22 protein-coding genes are annotated in these 26,016 nt (G+C 67.8%); 12 read left to right on the top strand and 10 right to left on the bottom strand.

The annotated features are described in order from the left end of the window. From BLR02_RS25575 to BLR02_RS25565, 3 genes are all read left to right on the top strand, one after another. The coding region (locus tag BLR02_RS25575) for a malectin domain-containing carbohydrate-binding protein (protein WP_218128067.1) at positions 1 to 478 on the top strand (478 nt) is incomplete at its 5' end. 430 nt (positions 479 to 908) lie between these two features. After that, positions 909 to 1,574: a hypothetical protein gene (locus tag BLR02_RS25570; protein WP_090665138.1), complete on the top strand. Its 666-nt coding sequence runs from the start codon at positions 909 to 911 to the stop codon at positions 1,572 to 1,574. Continuing rightward, the gene (locus BLR02_RS25565; protein ID WP_176849826.1) at positions 1,540 to 2,769 is read left to right on the top strand and encodes an OmpA family protein; all 1,230 of its coding nucleotides are present in this window, start codon (positions 1,540 to 1,542) and stop codon (positions 2,767 to 2,769) included. The genes BLR02_RS25570 and BLR02_RS25565 overlap by 35 nt, the downstream gene beginning before the upstream one ends. An 18-nt stretch (positions 2,770 to 2,787) precedes the next feature. On the opposite strand, the gene BLR02_RS25560 is transcribed toward BLR02_RS25565, so the two are convergent. The 6 genes from BLR02_RS25560 to BLR02_RS25535 form a co-directional block, all read right to left on the bottom strand. Next, positions 2,788 to 4,428: a flavin-containing monooxygenase gene (locus BLR02_RS25560; RefSeq protein ID WP_090665136.1), complete on the bottom strand. Its 1,641-nt coding sequence runs from the start codon at positions 4,426 to 4,428 to the stop codon at positions 2,788 to 2,790. A gap of 70 nt (positions 4,429 to 4,498) precedes the next feature. Further along, the gene (locus BLR02_RS25555; protein WP_090665135.1) at positions 4,499 to 5,176 is read right to left on the bottom strand and encodes a DUF4198 domain-containing protein; all 678 of its coding nucleotides are present in this window, start codon (positions 5,174 to 5,176) and stop codon (positions 4,499 to 4,501) included. Between the two features lie 17 nt (positions 5,177 to 5,193). Continuing rightward, positions 5,194 to 5,517, bottom strand: coding sequence for a DUF3325 domain-containing protein (locus BLR02_RS25550; protein WP_090570175.1), 324 nt, complete (start codon positions 5,515 to 5,517; stop codon positions 5,194 to 5,196). Beyond that, positions 5,514 to 7,091 (bottom strand): PepSY-associated TM helix domain-containing protein, encoded by a 1,578-nt coding sequence (locus tag BLR02_RS25545; RefSeq protein WP_218128066.1) that lies wholly within the window; start codon positions 7,089 to 7,091, stop codon positions 5,514 to 5,516. Before BLR02_RS25545 ends, BLR02_RS25550 begins: the two co-directional genes overlap by 4 nt. Next, positions 7,088 to 7,372 carry a DUF3649 domain-containing protein gene (locus BLR02_RS25540; RefSeq protein WP_090665134.1) on the bottom strand — a complete coding sequence of 95 codons (285 nt, stop codon included), beginning with the start codon at positions 7,370 to 7,372 and terminating at the stop codon, positions 7,088 to 7,090. Before BLR02_RS25540 ends, BLR02_RS25545 begins: the two co-directional genes overlap by 4 nt. After that, complete coding sequence (locus BLR02_RS25535; protein ID WP_245704956.1) at positions 7,372 to 9,579, bottom strand: TonB-dependent siderophore receptor; 2,208 nt, start codon at positions 9,577 to 9,579, stop codon at positions 7,372 to 7,374. The genes BLR02_RS25540 and BLR02_RS25535 overlap by 1 nt, the downstream gene beginning before the upstream one ends. Before the next feature lie 211 nt (positions 9,580 to 9,790). On the opposite strand from BLR02_RS25535, the gene BLR02_RS25530 reads away from it, so the two are divergent. From BLR02_RS25530 to BLR02_RS25500, 7 genes are all read left to right on the top strand, one after another. Next, positions 9,791 to 10,672, top strand: coding sequence for a TauD/TfdA dioxygenase family protein (locus BLR02_RS25530; RefSeq protein ID WP_090665132.1), 882 nt, complete (start codon positions 9,791 to 9,793; stop codon positions 10,670 to 10,672). A gap of 1 nt (position 10,673) precedes the next feature. Beyond that, complete coding sequence (locus tag BLR02_RS25525) at positions 10,674 to 11,576, top strand: fumarylacetoacetate hydrolase family protein (protein ID WP_090665131.1); 903 nt, start codon at positions 10,674 to 10,676, stop codon at positions 11,574 to 11,576. Between the two features lie 27 nt (positions 11,577 to 11,603). Next, positions 11,604 to 12,587, top strand: a complete 984-nt coding sequence (locus BLR02_RS25520; protein WP_176849825.1) for a Bug family tripartite tricarboxylate transporter substrate binding protein — start codon at positions 11,604 to 11,606, stop codon at positions 12,585 to 12,587. 289 nt (positions 12,588 to 12,876) lie between these two features. Further along, positions 12,877 to 15,486, top strand: coding sequence for a calcium-binding protein (locus tag BLR02_RS25515; RefSeq protein WP_090665129.1), 2,610 nt, complete (start codon positions 12,877 to 12,879; stop codon positions 15,484 to 15,486). A 25-nt stretch (positions 15,487 to 15,511) separates the two neighbouring features. Beyond that, on the top strand, positions 15,512 to 17,257 hold the full coding sequence (locus BLR02_RS25510; RefSeq protein ID WP_090665128.1) for a type I secretion system permease/ATPase: 1,746 nt from the start codon (positions 15,512 to 15,514) through the stop codon (positions 17,255 to 17,257). A gap of 59 nt (positions 17,258 to 17,316) precedes the next feature. Beyond that, positions 17,317 to 18,684, top strand: coding sequence for an HlyD family type I secretion periplasmic adaptor subunit (locus BLR02_RS25505; RefSeq protein ID WP_218128065.1), 1,368 nt, complete (start codon positions 17,317 to 17,319; stop codon positions 18,682 to 18,684). A gap of 155 nt (positions 18,685 to 18,839) precedes the next feature. Further along, a complete protein-coding gene (locus tag BLR02_RS25500) occupies positions 18,840 to 19,427 on the top strand; it encodes a hypothetical protein (RefSeq protein ID WP_090665127.1) in 588 nt (195 codons plus the stop codon). A gap of 9 nt (positions 19,428 to 19,436) precedes the next feature. Here the strand turns inward: BLR02_RS25500 and BLR02_RS25495 are convergent, their stop codons facing one another. Both BLR02_RS25495 and BLR02_RS25490 read right to left on the bottom strand, forming a co-directional pair. After that, positions 19,437 to 20,171 (bottom strand): response regulator transcription factor, encoded by a 735-nt coding sequence (locus BLR02_RS25495; protein WP_143018308.1) that lies wholly within the window; start codon positions 20,169 to 20,171, stop codon positions 19,437 to 19,439. Between the two features lie 506 nt (positions 20,172 to 20,677). Continuing rightward, the gene (locus tag BLR02_RS25490; protein WP_090665125.1) at positions 20,678 to 21,502 is read right to left on the bottom strand and encodes a LuxR C-terminal-related transcriptional regulator; all 825 of its coding nucleotides are present in this window, start codon (positions 21,500 to 21,502) and stop codon (positions 20,678 to 20,680) included. 1,702 nt (positions 21,503 to 23,204) lie between these two features. Here BLR02_RS25490 and BLR02_RS30175 point away from each other — a divergent pair. Further along, positions 23,205 to 23,867 (top strand): hypothetical protein, encoded by a 663-nt coding sequence (locus tag BLR02_RS30175; RefSeq protein ID WP_090570148.1) that lies wholly within the window; start codon positions 23,205 to 23,207, stop codon positions 23,865 to 23,867. 72 nt (positions 23,868 to 23,939) lie between these two features. On the opposite strand, the gene BLR02_RS25480 is transcribed toward BLR02_RS30175, so the two are convergent. Together BLR02_RS25480 and BLR02_RS29815 are read right to left on the bottom strand one after the other, a co-directional pair. Next, complete coding sequence (locus tag BLR02_RS25480) at positions 23,940 to 24,917, bottom strand: TAXI family TRAP transporter solute-binding subunit (RefSeq protein ID WP_090570145.1); 978 nt, start codon at positions 24,915 to 24,917, stop codon at positions 23,940 to 23,942. Positions 24,918 to 24,995: 78 nt separating this feature from the next. Beyond that, positions 24,996 to 25,229 (bottom strand): hypothetical protein, encoded by a 234-nt coding sequence (locus BLR02_RS29815; RefSeq protein WP_143021195.1) that lies wholly within the window; start codon positions 25,227 to 25,229, stop codon positions 24,996 to 24,998. Between the two features lie 555 nt (positions 25,230 to 25,784). Between BLR02_RS29815 and BLR02_RS25475 the strand changes: the two genes are divergently transcribed. Beyond that, a partial coding sequence (locus tag BLR02_RS25475; RefSeq protein WP_143018306.1) for a transposase occupies positions 25,785 to 26,016 on the top strand: 232 nt, incomplete at its 3' end.

Here is a 26,016-nt window from a genome sequence, read left to right as displayed (position 1 = left end):
GGCCTATACCGACGCCGACACCGGCACCCAGTACGCGGCGGACACGGCCACCGCTCCCAACCCCGCCCTGGTCGGCGCCAGCACGGTGAGGACGACCACCGCGGCCATCGCCAACACGAACGACGACAGCTTCTTCCAGTCCTACCGCTTCGGCAAGGACTTCGGCTACAACATCGCCCTCCCCAACGGCACCTACACGGTCGAGCTCGACTTCATCGAGACCTTCTTCACCAGCGCGGGACAGCGGAGGTTCGACGTCCAGCTGGAGGGGCAGGAGGTCATCTCCAACCTCGACCTCTTCACGGCGGCCGGCGGCATCAACACCGCCTACATCGCCACCAGGACCGTATCCGTCACCGACGGGCAGCTCAACCTGCGCCTCGAAAGCAGCGGCACGGACGACCTCGACAACGCCATCCTCAGCGGATTCGCCGTGCGGCCTGCTGAGGTGCTGGCATCCCAGTCGGTCTGGCAATGAGCGTTTATAAATTTGGCGGCTGCCCGGAACGGTTTGGCTCGCCCGAGCTGATAACGGGCCCGGCAAGCTGTCTGGCCCGTCATCAGCCGATCCGGTGCCCGTCCGCCGATCGGTCGCGCCCATGATGTGCGGCAGGCGTCACGTACGCGTGTAGGAACGGCCGCTGGCGTTGAGGGGCCCTCACGGCCCCTCTATCTGCGAGTCGAGTAAGCCAGGGCCCGGGAGCCGGATCGCATTGGGCGTGCCGCATTCCGTTGGTTGCGTGGGCTGGCCGCGATTTGCCTTACGCCAGTGGGACAGCCTCTTCGACGTTGCCATTGGCAATCTTCACGAGGTTCCGCTACGCGTCGATGCCGTGTTGCTTCATCCCCGGCGTGGGGTAGCGCTCATCGATATCGCGCCCAAGGCGACGCCTCGTGCCGCTCAGATCATGCGGCAGACCATCCTGCAATCCGGCCTTCTCAGGCGGCGGGTCGCAAGTCTCCCCATCGTCTATTGCTGCCTCTCGCTTGAGGAAGTGCCCCACCTCGCCAGCCTGCTCGACACCGCCTTCGCCGGCCAGGAGCCCGTGCCGCTTCATGGCCGGGGCTGGGTGCGCAGCTTGCGCGGCCTTCTCGGCGAGGGGCATCGCCGGGCCTCCCATCGACTGCCAGCCTGGCTCACCGCCCCGGCGGCCCTGCTGGTGGCCGGCCTGCTGCTCTCCGGCACCAGCCCGGCACTGATCCTCGCCCGCCTGCACCCGCCCACCGAGGCCGAGCAATCAATGACTGGCGCGCCGCGGGATCAGCAGGCGGTCGACGAAGCGCCTGCCCCGTCCGACATCGCCTCTCTCCCCATGGCGGCACCGCCGCGCCCCGACATCCCACCCTCGCAGCCGGTTCCGGCGGCCTTCCGTCTCCCGCAGGACACCCGCAAGCCCGCACGGCCGCCATCTGCGGAGAAGCCGCCCCAGCGCGTCAGTGCCGACCGCGCCTTGCCGTCCTGGCAACCCGCGGACCCTCGTTGCGCGCCCCTGCTGGCGCGCCTCCAGCTTGGAGAGACACCCAGCCCCGATGCCCGACATGTCCTGCAAACCGCCTGCGCCCCGCATCCGTAACCTGATGCAGGCCCTTGGCCTTGGCGCCCTGCTGCTGCTGGGCGCCTGCGCCACGCAGGCCCCGCCGCCCGTCACCGCTACAATCCCGAAGGAGGCCCTGCCGCTCGAGGATGCGGTGATGCGCCTGGCGGAGGCGACACTCGCCGGCGACAAGGCCGTCCCGCCGGGCGGGCGCCGGGCCCTGGTCATCGATCCGCTGATCGACCGCGCCAGCGGGGCGGAAACCGGCGCGACGCGAGCCATGGTCGCCCGGATCGAGACGCTGGTGCGCGAGCGGCATCCGGAACTCGAGCTGAAGCCCTTCACCACCGCCACGCTCGACGAGAAACCGCTGATCCTGCTCGGCGCCATCACGGGCGTCACCGCAGCCGGCAGCCTTACCAACAGCACGGGCCCAGGCGACACCTACCGGATATGGGCGGTGCTGGGCGATCTCGGGACCGGGATGATCCTGTCCCACCCCACCGCCTGGGTGCGGGCGGAGACAGTGGATACGGCACCGAGCCCCTTCTTCCGCGACAGCCCGGCCTGGACCGATGACGAGGCGCAGGCAGCCTATCTCCGCACCTGCGCCGGCGCACCGGGCACCCCGATGGACCCGGCCTATCTGCGCGGCCTCCGGGCCCAGGCCGCGGTCGCCGAAGGGATCGGGGCCTATGAACGCGGCGATCTCCCCACCGCCCTTACCCTCTACCGCCAGGCGGATGGGGAGCCGGGCGGGCAGCAGGCGCGGGTGCTGAACGGCCTCTATCTGGCGAGTTGGGGGCTCGGCCAGCGCGACGCGGCGCGCGACGCCTTCGGCCGGGTGGTGGAGTATGGCCTGATGCGGAACCGGCTGGCGTTGAAGCTGCTGTTCCGGCCCGGCGGGACGGGCTTCGTGCGTGATCCGGGCGTCAGCGCCCCTTATCCGATGTGGCTGCAGGAAATCGCCTCGCACACCGTGCAGCGGGAGGCCTGCCTCCGGGTCGTCGGCCATGCCAGCGTCACCGGCGCCCCTGCCGCCAATGACCGCCTGTCATTGGCCCGCGCGCAGACGGTGCGCCGCATCCTGGTAATCAATGCCCCGCCGCTGCAAAGTCGCAGCGAGGCCATCGGACGCGGCAGCCGCGAGCCGATCATCGGCCTCGGCACCGACGACATGCGGGACGCGCTGGACCGGCGCGTGGAATTCGCGCCGAACCGCTGTCAGGCCTGATGCGCCACGGGGCTGGTCCTAATCCAGGACCAGCTCCCGGTACCCTCCGCCGGCCACCTCGTCGCACCATGCGCGGTAGGCCGGGGCGCTGCCGGCATAGCGGGCGACGGTACGCGTCTGCTTGCCCTCGACATTGCGGTTGACGCCGGTCATCCAGGAATCGACCTCGAAGGTCAGCAGCCCCTCGGCGCAGGACATCACATGCTCGGTCCAGGCCCGCACCGCCTCCGGCCTGGCCGCGACGCGGGTCAGCCCCTTGGCCTGCATGTGGCGCAGCAGGGCGGTCACCCAATCGACATTGTACTCGATACTGCGCGGGATGTTGCCGAGCGCGGTATGCGGCCCAAGCAGCATCAGCATGTTGGGGAAGCCCTCCACCATCATGCCCATGAAGGTCCGCGCGCCGCCGGCCCAGGCCTCCTTCAGCCGCAGCCCATCCGCGCCGCGGAGGTCGATGCGGTCGAAGGCGCCGGTCAGGGCGTCGAAGCCGGTGGCGTAGATGATGATGTCGAACTCGTACTCCGCCGCGCTGGTCCGGATGCCGGTCGGGGTGATGCGCTCGATCGGCGTCGCCTTGCTGTCCACCAGCAGCACGTTGGGCTGGTTGTAGACCTCGTAATAGCGCGTCTCCAGCGGCAGGCGGCGGGTGCCGAAGCCGTGGTTGGTCGGGATCAGCATCTCCGCCACCTTCGGGTCCTTGACCCGCTCGCGGATCTTGCGCGCCGCGAAGTCGGAGATCTCCTTGTTCGCCGCCCGGTCGGTCAGCATGTCCTTGAAATTACCGACCCAGATGCCGAAGCCGGGCGAGGCGTAGAGCTGCTCGTAGAAGGCCTCGCGCTCCTCCTTCGTCACCTCGAAGGTGCCGCGCGGGTCTGCGGTATGGAGGAAGCAGGAGAAGGTCTCCTGGCAGCGGCGGAAGATCTCCGGGTAGCTGGCCTTGATCTGGCGCTGCTCCTCCTCGGTGATCGGGCGGTTGTGCAGCGGCGCGCACCAATTGGGCGTACGTTGGAAAACGGTGAGGTGGCCCGCCGTCTTTGCCACCTCCTGGATGGTCTGCACCCCGGTGGCGCCGGTGCCGATCACCGCCACCCGCTTGCCGGTGAAATCGACCCCCTCCTTCGGCCAGCGCGCGGTATGCCAGGACTGGCCCTGGAAGCTGTCGATGCCCTCGATCCGCGGCAGGGTCGGCGCCGAGAGCACGCCGATGGCGGTGATGAGGAAGCGCGAGCTGTGCCGGCTTCCATCCTCCAGCGTCACCGTCCAGCTGCGTGTCGCATCCTGGTAATGGGCGCTGGCGACACGGGCCTCGAACTGGATGTCGCGGCGCAGGTCGTACTTGTCGGCGACATGGTTCAGGTAGCGCAGCGTCTCCGGCTGCGGGGCGAAATGCTCCGACCAGCTCCAGTCCTGCAGCAGCTCGGGGTCGAAGGAGTAGCCGTAGGAGTAGCTCTCGGAATCGAAGCGCGCCCCGGGGTAGCGGTTCCAGTACCAGGTGCCGCCGACGCCGGTGCCGGCCTCGAAGACCCGCACCCGCAGGCCGAGCTGGCGCAGGCGGATGAGCTGGTACATGCCGGACATGCCGGCCCCGATGACGATCGCGTCGTGGTCGAGGCCGGCTTGGCTCGCGGTTCCGGTCGGTTCCGTCATGGAGAGGGCCATGGATCGTTTCCCCGAAGGTTGTTCGGACGACTGTAGCCCCATAGCCCGCCCCCGTGACAGGCCCGCCGCGCTACCGGCCCGCTGGCCAGGGCAGGCCCTCGGCCACGGTGAAGGAGAGGGTGGAGACCAGCCGCTGCTTCGCATGGGCTGCATCGCCCGAGCCCCCCGCCCGGTCCTCGGTATGGACCGCCTCCATCACGTAGCGCCCGGCCCAAGGCGTGGTGATGGCGACACGGCCCTCGGCATCGGTGTGCAGCCGGCGCTCCCAGCGCGGCGGCGCCACCACCGTGACCTCGGCGCGGGCCAGAGGCTGGCCGCGCAGCAGCAGGGTGAAGCTGTTGCCGCCGGGCGCGACGGGCACCAGCTCGAGCTCCATCATGCCGCGCGTCTGGGTCCGCCCCTCGCGCGCCAGCATGACGGGCCGGGTGCGCTGCTCCGGGCTGCGGCCATAGGGGGCGAGGCCGTCCTCCACCAGCCGCACATCGCCGCCCCCGGGGGGCAGGCTGGCCTGGATGTGGTCGGCCTCGCGGCGGAGAGGCAGCGCCTTCGACGGGTCCTCGGTGAAGATGCGCGGGCTGGCGATGCGGTCGAGCAGCCCGCCGCTGCGCTCCCGCGTATCCTCGGCCGGCTCGCCGAAATAGGCCCGCACGGCGCTGCCGTCGCGCTCGAGCCAGACCTGGTGCGCCCCGGCGGGGAGCGGCGCGGCCAGCAGCGTAGCCATCAGGATCGCAAGGCGTGTCTTGGTCATGTCGTTCTCCGTTCAGGTCAGGACGCGAGCACCAGGCCGAGCGCCGGCAGGGCCAAGGCGAGCGCGGCGGCGAGGCGTGGCGCATAGGGCAGCGAGAGGGTCAGCAGCAGGGCGGCGGCGGTCAGCATTCCGCACCACAGCACGCTGCCACCGCCCCAGCCGGCCAGGGCGAGGCAGGGCAGGGGCGAGGCGAGCAGCAGCAGCCATCCTGCGAGGCGCAGCAGCCGCCGGAGCCCCGGCGCGATCCGCCGCCGGCCGAGCACCTGCTCGTGGTGCCGCTCCATGGCGAGGCAGAGCGCGGTGAAGCCGGCATAGGGCAGGGCGAGGGCCAGCAGCATCATTCCGCCGCCTCCGCCGTGGCGAGCGGCGAGGCGGCCGTCCGCTCCGCGCGTGCGCCCGCCACCTTGGGCCGCGCCACCATCCAGGCGATCGCCCCGAGCGCTCCGCCGATGGCCAGCAGCCCGAGATCGAAGCCGGCGCGGATCCAGTCGCCCTCGGCCAGGGTGATGCCGAGATGGCGTCGCGTGACCAGGAGGTTGAGCAGCGGCAGCAGCCCGAATAGCAGGGCGCCGAGGCCGAGCTGCTCCACCCAGGCCTGCCGGCCGCGCCGCAGCAGCGGGTGCAGCAGGCAGAGGCCCCAGGCGGCAAAGAACAGGTGGATCTCCCACTCCGCCCGGCCCTCCATCTGCGCCGGGAGCAGCCGGTTGGCCCAGAAGAAGGCGCCCATGGCGACCGGCAGTCCGGCGATGGCCGCGACGTTGAGGTGCTCGACCAGCCGCGTGCCGAAGCCGACCCGGCCGCGCTTCGCCGCCTGCTGGCGCATCTTCACCGCCCAGAGGATGCAGCCCGTCGCCACCATCACGCTGCCGGCGAGACCCGAGAGCAGGAACAGCCCGCGCAGCAGCGGCCCGGCGAAGCGGCCGACATGCAGGCCGTACATCACCCCGCGTGTCTCGGCCGCCGGCAGCGCCGCCTCGCCGGTGGCCGAGATCAGGGCACCGGTGGTGCCATCGAAGAGCAGGGATTGCGGGTTGAAGGAGATCCGTTCGGAGTCCTGGCGCACCAGCTGGATCGTCGCCCGCGCGTCGCCCGGGTTCTGCACGGTGATGCGGCCGACGCTGCTGCCCTCCCAGCGCCGCGCGGCCTCCTCCACCAGCGGCCCGATCCCGACCAGCGGCGCCGGCCGCCCGGCCGGCCGCGTCACCGGCGCATTGCCGAAGATGTCGGCGTTCATCGCCGCGCGGTCGCCCTTGTAGGCGAGCTGCGCGCCCCAGGGCATCGTCAGGAACATCAACGTGACGAGGCCCGTATAGGTGATCATCAGGTGATAGGGCAGGGCGAGTACGGCGGCGACGGCATGGCCGTCCAGCCAGGACCGCTGCCCCTTGCCGGGGCGGAAGGTGAAGAAGTCGGCGAAGATGCGGCGATGGGTGACGATGCCGCTGATGATCGCCACCAGCATGAACATAGCGCAGGCGCTGACGATCCAGCGCGCCACGATCGGCGACATGTAGTGCAGGTCGAAATGGAAGCGGTAGAAGAACTCGCCGCCGCGCGTGGCCCGCGCCGTCAGCACCTCGCCTGTCGCGGGATGCAGGGCGGCGTCGCGGAAGCCGCGCCGGTTCGGCGCCTGCGGGTCGCGCCAGAACACCCGTGCCACCGGGTCCCGCGCCGTCGGCATTCCGATGGACCAGTTTGGCGAGCCGGGGGCGAGGCGCGCCATCGCCTCCATCAGCCGGGGCGCGATGTCGGGGCCGGGCCGCGTCACCTCGAGCTCCGGCCGCATCCAGAGCGAGATCTCCGGCCGGAGATAGGCGGCCGTCCCGGTGAGGAAGACGGCGAAGAGCACCCAGCCGACCAGCAGGCCGGACCAGGTGTGCAGCCAGGCCATGCTCTGGCGGAAGCCGGGCTTCATGCGGCCCCCCCGGATTGCAGCAGCCAGAGCAGCCCGCCGAGCAGCGCCGCCGGCAGGGCCAGCCCGGCCCAGGCCCGCCAGGCGCTGCGGACGGCGAAAGCATAGATGACGGCGCCGGCATGCACGGCGAAGGCCAGCATGGCGCCGGTCATCACCGCCTCCGCCCGCGGCAGGGCGAGGCCGAGGGCGCAGCAGGCGGCGACGAGCGAGGCGAGCAGGTAGCCGCCGAGGATCGCGGCGATGCTGCGCGACAGGATGCCGGTCCAGGGCGGCAGGCGCATCAGAAGCGGTGCCTCACCGTGGCGATGACGCTGCGGCGGAAGCCGTACCAGCACCAGGCATAGGTGTTGCAGGTCGAGACGTAGTCGGTGTCGAAGAGGTTGGTGACGTTCACCTGCAGGCTGGCGTTGCCGAGGCTCGGGGCGATCTTGCCGAGGTCGTATCGCGCGACCAGGTCGACCAGCGTGTAGTCCGGCACCTTCAGCGTGTTCGCCGTGTCGCCCCAGCTTGCCCCGACATAGCGGATGCCGGCGCCGAGGCCGGCGCCTTCCAGGCGGTGGCCGGGCTGGAAGGTGTAGTTGGCCCAGACCGAGGCGAGGATGTCCGGCACGCCGACCGGTGTCGTGCCCTTCTCCGCCCGCGTCGCGGTGCGGTTGCCGGCGATGCCGCGGTTCTCGACGACGGTGGCGTTGCTCTGGGTCACCTCGGCGTCGAGATAGGTGAAGGCGCCAGTGACGTCGAGGCCGCTCGCCAGGCTGGCCTTGGCCTCCACCTCCACGCCGCGTGAGCGGACCTCGCCGGTCTGGATCGAGTAGCGGCTGTCGTTCGGGTCCGTCGTCAGCACGTTCTGCCGCGTCAGGTCGAAGGCGGCGACGGAGAACAGCGCGTTGGTGCCGGGTGGCTGGTAGCGCAGGCCGACCTCGTATTGCCGCCCCGTGGTGGGGTCGAAGGGCCGGGCGCCGCGGGCCGGCGCGAAGCTGCCGGATTGCGGCTCGAAGCTCTCGGCATAGGAGAAGTAGGGCGCAAAGCCGCTGTCGAAGAGGTAGACGATGCCGGCGCGGCCGGTGAAGGCGCCGACATCCTGGGTGCTGCGCGTCGTGGAGCGGCTGGCGAAGGTCTCCGTTACCGTCTCGCTGTCATAGCTGTCGTAGCGGCCGCCGAGCTGGATGGCGACGCGGCCGATGCGGATCTGGTCCTGCGCGTAGACGCCAAGGCTGTTCTGGTCCTGCACCGCCCGCGTCTGGTAGCTGAGCGGGCGGATGGCGACGCCGTCATAGACCGGTCTGAACACGTCATAGGAGGGTGCGACCGGCTCGAACCCGCTGAAGGTCCGGCTGCGCACGTTGTAGTAGTCGAGGCCTGTCAGCAGCGTGTGCGCCACAGGACCGGTCGCGAAGCGCGATTCCAGATGCGTGTCGAGGGTGATGGTGTCGAAGGAGACGTTCGAGCCCGTCGTCGACCGCTGGACGGTGCGGAGATCCGGCAGCAGGCTGTTGGTGAAGCCGCCATAGAGCTGGCGGTAGTAGCCATCCGAATGCGCGTAGCGGAAATTCTGCCGCAGCGTGAAGGTGTCGTTGAAGCGGTGCTCGGCCAGGTAGCCGATCTGGTACTGCGTGCGGTTCAGCCGGTCGAAATTCGGGTTGCCGTCCCACCGTCCGGTCGGGATGCGGCCATTCGGGTTCGGCAGCACCGAGCCATAGGCCGGCACCGAGCCGTAGGAGCCACCCTGCGGGTCGCGCTGGTAGAGGCCGAGCAGCGTGATGGTGGTGTCGTTGGTCGGCTTCAGGGTGAGGGAGGGCGCGATGAAGTAGCGTTCCTCCTCCACCCGGTCGATCTGCGTGTCGGACCGGGAGTAGGAGCCGGTGACCCGGCCGAGCACGGTACGGTTCTCGTTGAGCGCGCCGCTCAGGTCGAGCCCGCCGCGGAAGGTGCCGTAGCTGCCGCCCTGCAGCAGCAGCTCGCGATAGGGGGTGTCGGTCGGGCGCTTGCTGACGAAATTCACCAGCCCGCCCGGGCTCGACTGGCCATAGAGCACCGAGGGCGGCCCGCGCAGCACGTCCACCCGCTCCATCCGGTAGATATCGACGCTGGGGTTGGCGTCGCGCCCGCCGAAGAGGCGCATGCCGTCGAGGAATTGCGGCACGGTGAAGCCGCGGATGAAATACTGGTCGAGCCGCAACGCCACGGCGCCGCGCGTGTCGGTGGCGACGCCCGGCGTGTAGCGGAGCACGCCATTGGCATTCTGTGCCGCCTGCGCCTCGATCTGGTCACGCGTCACGGTCGAGAGGGATTGCGGCGTCTCGAGTATCGGGGTGTCGGTCTTGGTCGCCGTCGAACTGACCGGCGCGACATAGCCCCGAACCGGGCCGTGCCCACGGTCCCGGTCGGCGCCGACATTGATCTCAGGCAAGGCGACCGCCTCGCCGGCCGGGGCGGCAGCCTCAGTCTGCGCCCAGGCCGGTTGCGACAGGGCGAGTGCCAGGGCCACGGCTCTTGCAACCCCAGGCTGCCGAACGGCGCATACCGATAAACTGGACATCAGGGCCCCTGCTCCGAATCTCGCTGGCGCCGGATTAGCAAGGCGTCACCCGTCATGCAAATGCGAATCATTAGCAAATAGGTGGACGGGTTGAGGGCGGAGATAGTTGACGTCGCCTGTCCCCCATCCGACCCTGGCCGCCAAGCGGAGGGAACAGGCGATGAACATCACGCCGAACAATGCCGGGCTCGGCGCCCGGATCGAGGGAATTGATCTCGCGCGGCCGCTCTCGGCCGAGGATTACCGCACCGTGCTCCGGGCGCTCGGCCATTACGGGGTGCTGTGCTTTCCCCGGCAGGACCTGGATGCGCCACAACTCTCGGCCTTCGGCAGCCGCTTCGGCGAGCTGGAGGTCAATGTCGCCAACCTGTTTCATGCCCCGGGCCATCCCGAGGTGATGATCCTGTCGAACCAGAAGGACGCCGAGGGCAAGCCGGTCGGGTTGAACGATGCCGGTCAGGGCTGGCACACCGACATGTCCTATTCGACCGAGATCGCGCTGGCCAATGCCCTGCATGCCAAGCAGGTGCCGCAGCGCAACGGCAAGCCGCTCGGCGACACGCAATTCCGCAACATGCATGCGGCCTATGACGACCTGCCGGCCGAGGTGGTGGAGCGGCTCGAGGGCAGGGTGGCGGTTCATGATTTCGAGAAATTCTGGGACATGGTTCGGCAGCGTCCGGGCAGCATCCGGGGCCCGCTGACCGCGGCGCAGAAGGCCAAGAAGCCGCCGGTGCGGCAGCCGATCTTCCGTATCCACCCGGTCACCGGCCGCCGTGTGCTCTACTGCAACCCCGGCTACGCCATGTGGATCGAGGGGCTGGAGCGGAGCGAGAGCGACGCCCTGCTGGAGTACCTCTTCCTCCACCAGTCGCAGCCGCAATACCTCTACAGCCATGCCTGGACGCCGGGCGACCTGCTGATGTGGGACAATATTGGCACCACCCACAATGCCGTCGCCGACTATGCCGCGGATGAGCCGCGCTTCATCCTGCGGGTGCAGGTGATGGCGACGCTCGACTACGCTGCGCTGGCCGCCTGAGATGAAGCTGGCGAGTTTCGAGGCCGATGGCGCGGTGCGGGTCGGCGCCGTGCTGGGCGATGCCGTGGTGCCCCTGCAACCCGCGCTCGACGCCGCCCGCGCCGCCGCCGGGCAAGCACCGGAGCGCCTGCCGGAGACGATGGTCGGGCTGCTCGCCGCCGGCGAGGCGGCGCTGGTCGCCGCCGGCCGGGCGCTCGCCTTCGCCGCCCGGCCGGAGAACGCCGCACTGCGCCGGCCGCTGGCGGAGGTGGCGCTTCGCGCACCGCTGCTGCCGGGCAAGGTCATCGGCGTCGGCCGCAACTATGCCGACCATGCCAAGGAAGTCGGTGGCCCGGCGCTGGCGGCGCCCCGCCTTTTCCTCAAGCCCACCTCCTCGGTCTGCGGCCCGGGCGCGCTGGTACGCATCCCCCCCGGCGTCACCAAGCCGGACTGGGAGGTGGAACTCGGCGTCGTCATCGGCCGCACCGCCTGGCAGGTCGGCGAGGGCACGGCGCTTGACCACGTCGCCGGCTACACCGTGCTGAACGATGTCTCGGCGCGCGAATTCCAGTTCGACCAGCCGCTGCCCATGACCAGCTTCGCCAAGGGGCTGGATGGGTTCTGCCCGCTCGGCCCCTGGCTCGTCACCGCCGAGGAGGTGGGCGAGCCCTGGCAGCTCGGCCTGCGCTGCTGGCTGAACGAGGAGCTGGTGCAGGAGGGCAATACGCGTGACTTGATCTTCAGTGTCGCCGGGCTCATCGCCTATGTCTCGCGCTACATGGCCCTGCAGCCGGGCGACGTGATCGCCACCGGCACGCCCGCCGGCTCCGGTCATTTCCGCTCGCCGCCTCGCTACCTCCGCCCTGGCGACCGGCTGCGCCTGGAGGTGGAGCGTGTCGGCGTGCTGGAGCACGGCATCGGCTAGCTTGAAGCTCGGGGAGGAATGGCAACAATGAAACGATGTATCGCGGTCGCGCTGGCGACGCTCGCCTTTGGGGGTGCCCAGGCCCAGCCCAGGGCACCGGGCACCGACTATCCGGGCCGCCCCGTACGGGTCATCGTGGCGCTGGCGCCCGGCGGCAATGCCGATATCAATGCACGCGTCGTCGCCGGCCAGTTAAGCCAGCAGCTCGGCCAGCAATTCGTGGTGGAGAACCGCCCCTCCGGTGGCGGCACCGTGGCCTTTGAGACGGCCGCCGCGACGCCGCCCGATGGCTACACCCTGCTGGTCGGCGCGCTCGGCTCGCATACGCTGAATATCGGGCTCTATGGCGACCGGCTGCGAGTGCATCCGCTGACCGGCGTCGATCACATCACCATCTCCAGCCATTCCGCCATCGCGGTTGCGGTGCATCCCTCGCTATCGGTTCGCACGCTGGCGGAATTCGCCGCGCTGCTGAAGGCCAATCCCGGCAAATACGACTATGGCTCCTCCGGCAACGGCACCACGGGGCATATCGCCGGTGCGATGCTGTTGCAGCTGCTCGGCGTGCAGGCGCAGCATGTGCCCTATCGCGGCTCGGCGGCAGCCTTCACCGACCTCATTGCGGGGCGCACGGCCTTTCAGGCCGACACCATCTCCTTCCTATCCGAGCCACTGAAGGCCGGCACGGTACGCGGCATCGTCATCGCCACGCCGGAGCGCTCGCCACTCGCGCCCGAGGTGCCGACCAGCGCCGAGGCCGGGCTGCCGGCCTATCAGGCGACGACCTGGACGCCATGGTCGACGACGCTCGGCACGCCTGCCGTGATCCGCCAGTTCCTCTACGAGCAGATCGCCGAGGCGTTGCGCGAGCCCGCCGTGCGGGACCGCCTGACCGGCCTGGGCAACACCATCCCGGAGGGGATGACGCCGGAGCGCACCCGCGACTTCATCGCCTCGGAGATCGAGCGCTGGGTGCCCATCGTGCGCGCCACTGGCGCCCGGGTGGATTGAGCCAAGGGTAGGATCCTGCGGCTGGGCCCCATGATGCCTGGATGCCATGACCGGGACCGTAACGGCCCGGCTCCAGCTGGTCCGGCCAATCTCGGCCCCCAGCGACCCGTTGCATCGGCGCTCACTTGAGATGCAATACGGGTGGAGGTTGGGCTGTCCCTTCTGGTTAGGCCGTGAACCGTCGCCACCAAGGGCGTAAGCCGACTGCACCGATATTGTCCCGCCTCCTCCCACACTAGCCTTTGACAGGTGCCGCACCTCGATGGCGGTTGGACGGGAGATCCAGGCAGTGGCCAAGAAGCCCAACACCTTCGACGACATCACCGTCATCGGGTCGATTGACCAGGCCGATGTCAGTCCTGGCACGCCGGCACGGCTCGACATGTCGCTGCAGGACACGGCCAGTGCCGTCTCCGCCTCGGAGATCGCGGCCAGGGCGGCATTGCGGAATCCGCCAAAGGCGTCCGTCCAGGACAGCGGCGCGCGCCTCAGCGAGCCTGCATCGCGGCAGGTCACCACCTCCCAGGACGGCCAGGCGGAGACCTTCCTCGCTGCGACGTCCAGCCTGGCCGCGGCGGATATCGCCTACACGACGATCGTCCTGACGTCCGGCAACGACTCCCGCGTCATCTCGGAGTCCGGCAGCTTCTCGGTCCAGGGGCTCGGCGGCAACGACGTGATCTCCGTCCTTGCCGGCACAACCGGCTCGGACCTGCTCGACGGCGGCGCAGGCCTCGATCGCCTGACGGGCGCCGAAACCGATGACATCCTCATCGGTGGTGCCGGCGCTGACACTCTCAACGGCGGCGCGGGAAGCGACACCGCGGATTACTCCGCCTCGGGTGCCATGCTGGTGCTGACCCTCAGCACCTCCACCACCAGCTCGGCCACGAGCCGGCCGTCCGGCGGCGATGCAACGGGCGATGTGCTGTCCAATATCGAGAATGTGGTCGGCACCGCATTCGGCGACCTGGTTTCCGGCAACCAGCTCGACAACCAGCTCGTCGGCGGCCTCGGCAATGATACGGTCAGGGGCAATGCCGGTGCCGACCTCCTGTATGGCGACAGCACGACCGAGGGTGCGGCGCAGGGGGGTGTCGACCTGGTCGATGGCGGTGACGGCAATGACACCCTGCATGGCGGCGCCGCCAATGATTCGCTGCTGGGCAGCTTCGGCAATGACGAGCTTCACGGTGATGCCGGGGACGACCTTCTCTCCTCCAGCAGCGGCGACGACCTGCTCGATGGCGGCGATGGCAATGACCAGTTCGTCGCCAGCATCGGCAACGATACCCTGTATGGCGGCGCCGGCAATGATGACCTCAACGCCTCCAGCGGCAATGACGAGGTGCATGGCGGGGACGGCAACGATACCGCGACCGGCGCCGATGGCACCGATAGCCTGGCGGGCGATGCCGGGAACGACGTCCTGGCTGCGGGTATCGGCCTCGATACCGTGACGGGCGGCGATGGCGATGACAGCCTGGATGGCGGCCAGGATGCCGATCAGGTCACCGGAGGCAGCGGCAACGACACTCTGGCGGGCGGTGCCGGCGACACCATCGATGGCGGTGAGGGCATCGATACGCTGACCTTCGCCAATGCCGCCGGCGCGGCGGGCGTCGACCTGACCAACGGTATCGGCAGCGGCGCAGCCGCAGGGGCGAGCTTCGCCAACATCGAGAACCTCACCGGGTCGGGCTTCAACGACATCCTCATCGGCAACAGCCTCAACAACACCTTCGTGGGCGGTGCCGGCGCGGACCAGATGATCGGGCAGGGCGGACTGGACACGGCGGACTACTCCGCCTCCGACGTGGCCATCTCGATCCAGTTCACCGCGACGCCGGAGAACCCGACGGCTGCCGGGACGGGCACTGGCGGGCATGCCGCGGGCGACTCGCTGCAGCTCATCGAGCGGGTGATCGGTTCGGCCTTCGCCGATAGCCTCAACGGGGGCGGCGTCGGGGAGATTTTCGTCGGTGGCCTCGGCGCCGATCTGCTGAATGGTGGCGGCGGCAACGACACCGCCGACTACTCCTTCTCGACGGCCGCCGTGACCGTGAACCTCCTGGCCGGCACGGCCTCGGATGGCGACCAGCTCACCGATATGGAGAATGTGATCGGGACGGCCTTCGCCGATACCCTGTTCGGCAGCGCCGCCGCGAACCGGCTGGAGGGCGGCACCGGCAACGACTGGTTCCGGGGTGGAGCCGGGGCGGATACGATGTTCGGTGGCGTGGGCACCGATACGGCCGATTTCTCGACGTCTGATGGTGGCGTGCAGATCCAGCTGCTTGATAGCTCCGACCCTAACAGCGCCGGGGTGGGCTCCGCTCTCGGAAGCACGACGAGCGATGCCGCGGGTGATCGGTTCAGCCAGATCGAGAATGTTGTGGGTTCGGGCTTCGCCGATCTTCTGCTTGGGAGCACCATCGGCAACAAGCTGGTGAGTGGCGCCGGGAACGACTCCTTGCGTGGTGGCAGCGGTGCCGACCTTCTCGTCTCGAATGGCATCGGCACCAAGCTGTTGGTCGGCGAGGGCATCGGCGACGGTGGTTCTCCAGGTCTCGATACCTACCGTGTCATCGGCGCCGCTGGCGGTACGACCGTCCAGATAAGCGGTTATCAGATCGGTGAAGATATTGAATTAAACAGCTTGGTTGCCACACCCACAATCACCACGGCCGGTGGTGGCACAGCTCGCATCATACTTTTTCAGGGATCACAGCATAACACCTTTATTAACTTGGGTTTGGCAACCGCGGTGACTCAAGAAACTGCGCAAGCCGTTTTAGACCGTATTTTGGCGCCTGCTGGTAGCGCCTTGGACACTGACGGCGATGGGCGGGACCTCATCGTCAACTCCGGCCTGACCGCGGACAGCCCCTGGCTCTAGGCCAGGCAAGCCGAAGGGGCGGAACATGGCCTTGATCGAAGGCTCGAGCTTCAGGCAGCCGCGGCGGACGCAGCTTGACCAGGCTGTCGCCGCCTGCCGCTCCACGGCCTGGGTGCTGGCCCTGTTCGGCCTCGCCAGCAACGTGCTGATGCTCGCTCCGCCGCTCTACATGCTGCAGGTCTATGACCGGGTCATGGTGAGCGGCGCCATCGAGACCTTGATCATGCTGACGGCGATGACCGCTGGCGCCCTGCTCGTCTTCGGCCTGCTGGATGCGACGCGGTCGGCGATCACCGCGCGGCTGGGCAGCTGGCTGATGGCTCAGCTCGGCCCGGTCTATCTGGCGAACAGCGTGCGGGCCCGGCTGGCCGGCGACGGCGGCGGGGCGCAGCCGCTGAGGGATCTGCAGTCGGTGCAGACCTTCATCACCTCGCCAGGCTTCAACGTGTTCTTCGACGGGCCCTGGGTACCGATCTTTCTGATCCTGGGCTGGCTGCTGCATCCCTGGCTCGGCGTCCTCGCCATTGCCTCGGCCGTGCTGCTGTTCAGCCTCGGGGTCGCCAATGAATACGTAACCCGCAAGCCGACCATCGCCTCCAGCCTCTCGCAGATCGCAGCGACGAAGCATGCGGAGGCGACGATCCGCAATGCCGAGGTGGTGCGGGCGATGGGCATGCTGCCGGCGATGATCGCCCTCTGGCAGTCCAGCAACGAGGTTGCGCTGTCGGCGCAGCAGCGTGCTGCCGAGCGGGGCGCCCTGCTCCTCGGCATCACCAAATTCGTGCGGTACTTCGTTCAGTCGGCCAGCCTTGGCATCGGCGCCTATCTGGTCCTGCAGGGCAGCCTGTCCTCCGGCGGCATGATCGCATCCTCGATCCTGCTCGGCCGGGCCCTGGCTCCGGTCGAGGGCGCGATGGGGGCCTGGCGGAGCTTCAGCATGGCGCGCATCGCCTACAGGCGCCTGCAGGCGCAGCTCCGGGCGATGCCGGAGGAGCCGGTGCGCACGCGCCTCCCGGCGCCGGAGGGGGTGCTGACGCTCCGCAATGTCAGCTTCGCCGCGCCCGGCTCGCGCGTGCCGATCCTGAGATCGGTGTCCTTCGAGGCCGTGCCCGGCGAGGTGCTGGCCGTCATCGGCCCATCGGCGGGCGGCAAGAGCACGCTCTGCCGCCTCCTGGTCGGCATCGCCGAGCCGAGCTCCGGCGAGGTCCGGCTGGATGGTTCGGAGTTGCGCCACTGGAATGCCGAGGAGCTGGGCCAGCATATCGGCTACCTGCCGCAGGATGTGGAGCTCTTCTCCGGCACCATCCGCGACAACATCGCCCGCATGAGCGAGGCCGAGGACGAGGCGGTGGTCGAGGCCGCCATGCTGGCGCATGCGCATGAGCTGATCCAGCGGCTGCCCCAGGGCTACGATACCGTCATCGGGGAGGGCGGCATCCGGCTCTCGGGCGGGCAGCGGCAGCGCATCGGCCTCGCCCGGGCCGTCTACCGCATCCCGCGCATCATCGTGCTGGACGAGCCCAATGCAAATCTCGACACCAGCGGCGAGGCGGCGCTGTCCGCAGCGATCGACGAGATGAAGCGGCACCACTGCACCCTGCTCATCGTCGGCCATCGCCCCTCGACCATCGCGCTGGCCGACCGGATCCTGCTCATGAAGGAGGGCCGGGTGGAGCTCATCGGCCCGCGCGATGAGGTGCTGAAGCGGCTCAGGAAGGCGTCCAGCGACAAGGCTCAGCCGCAAGACGCCGATGCCGCCAGGAGTGCCTGAGGCCAGCCTGTTTCCGCCCGGGCCGCCCTTTGCCGGGCGGCAAGCCTGAAGGAAGACCCATGAGCGGCGCACGGTCCCTCGTCCCCCTCGACCCACGGATGGACGTCACCCTGGCCGGCATGCCAGGCGCGGCGACCCTGGCGCTCTCGACCCGCGCCCCGCGCCGTATGGGGCTGATGCTGGTCTTCGTCTTCCTGGGCGGTTTCCTGGCCTGGGGGCTGACCGTGCCCATCGCGGGCGGGGCCATCGCGCCCGGCGTCATCAGCCCCGACGGAAACCGGCGGACCGTCCAGCACCTGGAAGGCGGCATCATCGCCCAGCTGCGGGTCCGCGACGGCGACAAGGTCACCGCGGGCCAGCCCCTCATCCTGCTCGAAACCCTGCAGGCCAGGGCGGTCTACAACTCGCTGCTGAGCCAGTACCAGACCCTGCTCGTGATGCAGGCGCGATTGGAGGCCGAGCAGAACGGATGGCCGGAGATAAGGCTGCCCCCGGAGATCGAGGCCGCCGTCACCAATCCGGAACTCGCCCGGCTCATCGCGGCCCAACGCTCCATCTTCGCCACCCGGCGCAAGGCCCAGGAGATGCGGACGGTGATCCTGCGCCTGCGGATCGAGCAGTCCCAGCAGCAGATCGGCGCGTTCGAGGCGCAGGTCAGGAGTGCCTCCGACCAACTTGCCCTGATCGCCGACGAGTTGCGGGGCAAGGAACAGCTTCTCCGATCGGGGCTGGTGCCGCGGCCCGAGGTTCTGCGCCTGCAGCGCAACCAGGCGGAGCTCCTGGGGCGGCATGGCGAGTATCTCGGGACGATCGCCCGGACCAGGCAGGTGATCGGCGAGACCGAGATGCAGATCATCTCGCTCGAGGCCGAGCGGCTCGACAAGGTGTCGGAGCAGATCGACAAGGTGCGGGTCGAGCTGGCCGGCGTGACCGAGCGGCTGGAGGCCAGCCGGGACGTGCTTGCCCGTACCGCCGTACTGGCGCCGATCACCGGCACGGTCATCAATCTGCGCTTCAAGACCGTCGAAGGCGTGATCAGGCCCGGCGAGGCGATCCTCGACATCGTGCCGGACGAGGAGAAGCTGCTGATCGACGCACGGGTCGCGCCGATCGATATCGACGTCGTCCATCAAGGCCTTGCGGCACAGGTGCGGCTGACCGCCTATTCCAGCCGTGGCCTGCCACGCATCGAAGGCATCGTCCGTTCGGTCTCGGCCGACAGCCTTCAGGATCCCGGCACCAACCAGCTTTATTACCTGGCCCGGGTGGAAGTGGAGCGTGGCACGCTGGAGCAGCTCGGCCCCAATATCGTCCTCGTGCCGGGCATGCCGGCGGAGGTGCTGATCGTCAGGCGGGAGCGCACGATGGTCCACTACCTGATCGAGCCGTTCCGCGATGCCTTCCGCCGGAGCTTCCGCGAGGTCTGACCGCCAGCGTTAGACCGAAAGGGTAGCAGCAGCCACTTCCTGGCCTCTCCTTCCGATGCCTTGAGAGTACCCTTTGGCCCGATTTGGTTGAGGCGGCGCTTATGTACCCTTGTCCGAAGCGCAGGCGAGATGCCGCCTGCCGGACGGAGGATATTATGGCGAAGATGAAGCTTGGGCTTAAGGCAACGCTCAATACGACGATGAAGGTCGAGGCCCAGGGCAGTGCCACCGCCATCGGCCAGGACACGACCGCGCATGTCGGCATGGAGTCCTACATAGTGGACCGGGGGAAGGTGACCTTCACCTTCGGGAAGGTGACGGCAACGGCCGCCGGCACCTCGGATACCGACACTGCCTATGCCACGGCGCAGACCACAGCCACGGTCACTAGTGCCGATATCGGCCGCAGCTTCACCAAGGTCTCTTCGGGCAGCGGTGGCGGATCCGGCTCGGACTGGGCTTCCGCGACGAGCACGACCTTCTTCTTCGGCATCGACATCAAGGGTATCGAGCTCAAGGGCGGGCATTTCACGACGAAGATGCTGCCGGAGAAGACGGTCAAGGCCCCACCCGACATGCAGGCCGGGAACGCCGCCACGCTCAGCATCGACGCCAAATCCGTTGGGGACAACACGATCGTCAAGGTGGAGGCAGCCGCCCTGGCCACCGACGACTTCTCGGATGCGGCTGCTTCGGTGGTGTCCTCCGCGGACAGCCAATCCGACCACAACCTGTTCGGCTAAGGCGATGCCTCAGAGCGGGCCGTTCCGCCCTGCCGGCTTGCCCGGCAAGCGGTCCTGGTCCGCGGCGAGCGCTGCCTGCGTCCGGTTGGAAGCGCCGAGTTTCCGCATGATGTGCCGGACATCGTCCTTGACGGTCGACTCCCGCACCCCGAGCAGGTTGCCGATCTCCTTGTTGGAGAGGCCGGCCTGCAGATGCCGAAGCACGGCATGCTGCCGGGGCGTGAGGGGGAACAGGTGCTGCGACGCTTCCATGTTTCGCGGGCCGAAGTCGATGATGCCGGCCGGTCTGGGCGTCGCCGGCTTGTCCTCGAGCAGGGCGGTCGGCGGGAAGAACGAGCCTCCCTGCATGATGAAGGACAGCGTCCGCAGCGCGATGGCAGGATCCGTGCTCGTCGGCAGGAACCCACGGGCGCCGACACGAACCGCCGCCACCACCTCATCGACGGCATCGAGGTCGGAGATGATTGCAACCGGGGTGGCCGGCAGCGCCTTCAGGAGGAGCTGAAGCCACTCCGCGCCCGCCGTGGCCTTCAGGGAACCGGCGCCCAGATTGAGGATGCTCAGGGCGAAGGCGGCATTCGGCTGCACCACGCCTTCCATGTCATCCGGCGTCACGGCCACGATCGAGACATGATTGTCGGCTGCCCAGTCCGACAGGAATGCGGTCAGTTCGGCCCGGCGGAGCGCCTTGGCATCCACCAGCAAAACGGAAGCGTCGCTTTTCTGCTTCGGTTGCTGCTGCACGGCTGACCTGTTCCCCGCCCATTACTCTGGACTTGTCGTGCCACCAGGAGAGTGGCGAAGATGCCAGATGCGTCTCTTCTGGTGACTGTTGTTCCCTATAAATGTTGCAGCAATTCAAGGCGCCATCAATTGGGCCAAAGGATTCATGTGGAATTGCCAAATAGTATCGAAAGAGCTCTTTTATCTTTTGCGCCAGGAATGGGGGATTGGATTGCCGGGAAGAGGTACGCCATAAGTCGTCGGAACCCTTGTTGGCGGGGTGCCGGCGAAGATGAGGTCCGCCTCATGCCGGGTGTCATATGTGCTGGGCGTCATACGTGCTGGGCGGCGTGCCGTGTTCCGGCGGCGCCAGGACAGCCGGGCGGTTCCGCCCCATCGGGTCACGGAAGCCGCGCTGGCGAGCCATTTGTCAGAGAGTCACCCCAGCCGGGTGGCTTCCTGCTTCGGTGCTTGCTCCGCCGGGGTGAAGCGGAGCGAATGGTCCAGACGGACGCGCCGTCGAAGGTTCAGGCTGGGATGAGGCGCATCTCGGACCGCTCGAGGCCAGCCTGATTCTGCTGTGCCAGAAGCGGCTCGAGCGAGATGTCGTCGGGAAGTTCGAGATTCGCGGCGCAGAGGGCGGCCTGGGTCCGATTGGCCACTTTCAGCTTCCGCATGATTTCGCGGACATGCACCTTCACGGTCGACTCGCACATGTTGAGATCGATGGCGATCCGCTTGTTGGACTGCCCTTGCCGCAGCAACTGCAGGACCTTTTTCTGGCGGGCCGTCAAACTCGTAAGGGAGGCACCCATTTCGCTTACAGGCGCAGGGGCGGCAATCATGCGCATGTCGGCCTCTTCCGCGCCGTCGAGGCATTCGAGCAAGGTTTGTGGCGGAAAGAATACGCCGCCATGGGCGATGAAGGTCAAAGCGTAGAACACCAGGCGCGGGTCAATATCAGCGGTGATGAAGCCCCGCGCCCCGGCTCTGAGGGAGGCAATCACCTCGGCGGATTCGTTCCGGTCCGAGATGACCACGACGGGCGCATATGGGAAAAGTTGCTTTGCTTCATGAATGGAGCGGGCCAGTCGCTGCGGATCGCTTGAGGTCACGACCGAATTCAGGACTACAAGTCCGACGGAGCTGTCGGGATCCGCCTGATCCAGCGATGGGATGGCGCCTACGATGGAAAAGTCGCATCCGTTGTCATTGGCCGTCAGATCCTCGAGAAGCCTTCGGAGGGCTTCCCGGCGCAGCGGAGAGGGATCGATGAGAAGGAGACGGCAACTGTTGTTGTCGGCTGTAGCGCAACGTTCCTTGTGGTGACTTGCGCAAAGATCATCCGCCATAGTCCGAGTTCCTTAATTCTTGGCCGCGATTACGACGAACCATCACGCTCTCTCACGCACCCTACAAAAGGGGGCAAGAAAATCTGGCTGGCTTATTGTGTGCACTCCCAGTCAGCACTGGCGTTTGTGACGCTCATCCCTTCAAGGCATCGTATCTCAATGTTACCGCAGGCTGATGCATTCGCCATCGACTTAACTGGTGACATTCAGGCGGCGTTGTATCAATTTTGAGGCGTGTTGCGGCAGATATGAGAGTTCCTGCTTCGGGTACCCGCAAGGATGGAAATTCATTGATTTCTAGTTGATATCTGCTGATAACTTTAGACCGACAGTTTGTTCGCAACCGAACATGAGTAACGTAATTGTGAGTCGGGAACTCTCGCTTCGATGCCAACCAAGCGTCGTCGATGTTTGGAATTGCTGCCGGGCCTTCGACTTGTTCGATTGCCGCTCCTGCAAACCGTAACAGTTTCAAGCTTCCCGGATGTCATGCGGCCGATCAGCTGCCGGCCAGGAGAGGTGGCAGGCAAACCAAGCGCTCGCGTTGCCTGTTACACGGGTTCACAAACGATACGCCAAGCCCGGGGCGAGCCGATGCCGCACAGGTACGGGAAAGGCTGGCCGTCCCTCGCCCAGTTCCACGGCAAGGCCGAGGCTTGGGCAGGCCGTGAATAATCATCCAAAGAAGTGCAGCTTTCGATACAGCGCCTCGCCAAGTAGACAGCCCTCCGCCTTCCAAAGGGGTTTGGCATCGGTGCCGCTCTTTAGGCGTAGGGATGCCTTTGCCCATGCATCATGCGGAGTACGACGTCTGGCGGTGGCATGACATCGGCTGCACTACTTCGGACTCGTGCCGGCCCGATCCCTTGACGCAGGACGGAGGCATCAGGAACTCTCGGATGCTTGGCAAGGCGGCGGGAAATCCAGCCTGCGGAAGGGATGCAACATGTCGGATGGCGCCTCGCAACAGGCACCGGGAAACCCCCGCGCATTCCACCAGGTAGGCCGCGATTTCCGCTGCGTCATGTCATTCCCTTGGCCTGATACGACAGATACGCGGAACCGTGGGCCGATGCTTCCCAAGGCGCCTCCTGCTCAGCATGACGAGCGGCCGCCCGAGAGAAGCCCTGACGAGAGAAGGCCTGAGGAGTATGCCCCGGCCCGGATGCGCCAGGCGTCCAATATGCGACCCAGCGTACCGATACAGGCCGACCCATCCGCGGATGCCGCCCGGGCTGCCATGGCGCATCGGGACACACCCCCTATCCGCCGCAGGCATGGCAGGAGGAGATCGGATCGCCGGGGAATGAGCGGGCTCTATGCCGGCATGCCGTTCGTGCTCGCCCTGGTGGCCGTGATGTTGTCAGTTGGAATTCTGGTCAGTGGAGGCGCCCTGTTCCTCGATACCGTGCCGTCGGGCGAGGGCCGGAGCCAATTCGCACGATCCCAGGCTGCACCTGTCATGACGACGCCTGCACCACCTCAACCTCTTTCCACGGCCCGCGAAGCATGGGTGCCGGCATTGGACGAGGCGGCGCGCAACCCTGCCTCCGAGCCTCCCAGCAGACACCCATCCGAGGACCAGAATGCGCCGCCAGGCCAGGAGGCCATTGCCCTGCCGCAGCCTCCGGCGCCTTCTCCACTGATCGCCGAGCTAGATCCGCTCATCGGTTCGGGTGAGCCGCCCTATGCGTCCGGAGCGATGGCCGGCCTTCAGCTTGGCCGCTTACCCGCTGCCCTGGGCGCGATCCGGCACACGAGCCAGGAATTGCGGGAGGCCGGGGACGAGGCCTTCCGGCGCCGCGACTTCTCGGCGGCCGTGGAGTTATACGACCGTGCACTCCAGGCCCTCACCATCGAGACCTCCCTGCCAGCGGAGGCTCCGGAGCCGCCCATGCGGGCATCGGTGCAAGCGGAGCTTGCGGCGCCGGTGCCTGCCGAGGCAGTGGCAGCCACATCCCCGGCGCCCTCCGCTGCGGACAGTGCCGCGCCTGCTGAGAAGCTTGCACCGGCCCCCATGGCCTCCGCAGAGCCGGTCAAGCCGAAGCCGGAAGCAGGAGGGTTGGCGGATGCCGGACGCCTCCCCCTGGCCGCCTATGCCACGCTGATGCGGCATGGCGATGCTGCATTGCTGCGCGGGGATATCAGCGGAGCCCGCGCCCTGTACCAGCGGGCTGCCTCCCTCGACGCATCGGCGGCCGCCGCACATATCGCCACCGGGAAAACCTATGATCCCGGCGTCCTGGCCGGGCTTGGCGTGCATGGCGGTGCGCTTCCCGATGTCACCATGGCAACGCGATGGTATGAGCGCGCCCAGTCCCTCGGCGAGCCGGCCGCGGCCGAACTGCTCAGCCGCCTCCGCTGACCAGGGCGCCGAGGCAGGGCCTCGTGCATGGCGATGGCGGGCAAGTTGCCTGGCCATTCGCCCGCGCTGCCGCTACTCCTCCACGGGTGGAGACCAGTTACGTGGGCGGCGGGGCTGGGGGCGGGGTGGCAGGCTGCCGAACCGCGCCCAGCCGGGCACGCCCGCCGCCAGATTGACCTCACGCCATTTCGGATGGCGAGGCGGCCTCAGGAACATGTCGAACTTCAGGGACAAGGCCCGCGAGAAGCGCAGCAGGCGGTCGCGCCGCTCCGGGATCTGATGGTTGTAGGCCGCAAGGACGGCGCCTACCGCGACCGTCTCGACGGACTCTCCGGTCGGCACCAAGCCCGGGTAGTCGTCCGGGCCGAAGCTGGCGGGCAAATAGGTCTCGAGGAGTTCTTCGGTGAGCGGGATGGGAAGAAGGCGCGCGCCATCCGGCAGGGGCGTGGTGAAGCGTGCCGGCTTGCCCGTAACCCGCACCATCGCAGCGATATCGCCACGCCGCAGCTTCTCCGTCGCATCGACGGTGGCGTCATAGACCGGCTGCACCGCAATGCCGAGCTTGGAGAAGAGCAGCGTGGCCGTCATGGCCGTGCCGGAGCCGCGGTTATCCATGGCGACGTGCTTGCCTGCGAGATCGGAGAGCCGTTCAATGCCGGGTGCGGCAAAGACATGCACCTCCTCATTGTAGAGCTTGGCGATGTATTGCACCTGCTGCTCGAGCCCCGGAAAGACCTTCTGCTGGGCAGCGGCGGCCAGCACGTCGGACTGGACAATGGCCAGATCGATGCCGCGTAGATACAGCAGGTCCGAGAGGTTCTGCAGCGAACCCTTGCCGATGAGCGGCAGGATGCGGAGGCCGTCCACCCCGTCGATCACCGCCGCGATGTCTGCCGCAAAGCGGGTATAGGTGCCATCGAGGCCGCCGGAGATGATGCCGAGGACATTGGCGTTTGCCGTGGTGGTGGGGTCCGGTGCGGCCGATGCCCTCCGCACGATCGGGCAGCACAGGCCGGTGGCGAAGCCGACGAGGAGGTCACGGCGGTTCATCGGTGTACTCCTGTTTCCTGACGGGCGAGGCCTGGAGGCGAGCAGTCCTTTCAACGCCCAGGCCGGTATCGAGCGTCTCTAGCGGAGGGCATGCAACAAGGCGGCGGCGGCGGGGTCGCCGGAGGCTCGGGCACGCTCGTACCATGCCCTTGCCTTGGCAGCGTCGGCGAGGTTTGGCCCCGCGCCGAAGACGGGCAGAAGATTCGGGTCGTAGGACTTGCCCGCCGCGATCGCCGCAGCGGAGGAGCGAGGATGTATCGCGGCCGCCCGTTCGTAAAGCGCGCGAGCGCGCAGGATGTCGCCTCGTACCATGGCTGTATCGCCCGAGCGCATCATGGCCTCGAAGCCCTGCGGCTCCGTGGATGCAGCCGGAGGAAGTGCCAGCGACGGCAACACTGCGCGTGGCTCGGCCTGACCCGCGGGCGGCGTGAGGCCTGTCTGCGCGCGCGCTGGCATCGACAGGAGGAGTGCGCTGGACAGGACAGCAGCGGCAATCGATACCTGCGCTCCATGCTGAGGTGCCGGCGGCATCCGATCGTGTCGAGCCACTTGGCACCTCCTCGGGACAGCGAGTGGGTATCGGCTGGTCAGCCTCCATCCTAGTCGATGAGCGTCAGTCTCCGAGACTGCGCATCGGGTCGGTCACAGAGATTCGTCCGCATCGTGGTCGCGGCTTTCCTTCCGGACCCTGTTGGGAAGGCGGCATCGAGTAACCGACCGTTTGATGGCTGTGACACCGTCACCGGCACAGTACATGGTGATTGCCCTAGGGTCTGTGACCGGACTGTCTGACTAACCGATCTGGCTCCGATCTGGTCTCTGGCCGCGCCACCTTGGAAGGTCTTGAGGCTTTCAAGGAACGCGGCCATGACCAGGACAAGCCTGGACGACGCCCAATGGGTGTCGCTGATGCTGGTGATGCAGCAAATCCCCCTTGTCTGGAAGCGTGATGACGTGGCACTGCGCCGCTTCGTTGAGGCGGCGCTCTGGATTTGCCGAACCGGCGCGCCGTGGCGCGACCTGCCAGACGGGTTGGGTCTCTGGTCGAGCGTCTATCACCGCTGGCGGCGTTGGTGTCTGCGCGGCTGGTGGGAGGTGA

It is taken from the genome of Belnapia rosea (assembly GCF_900101615.1).
Taxonomy (GTDB): Bacteria; Pseudomonadota; Alphaproteobacteria; order Acetobacterales; family Acetobacteraceae; genus Belnapia; species Belnapia rosea.
The sequence above is the reverse complement of the archived record's forward strand: the minus strand, read 5'-3'. Positions and strand labels throughout refer to the sequence as shown.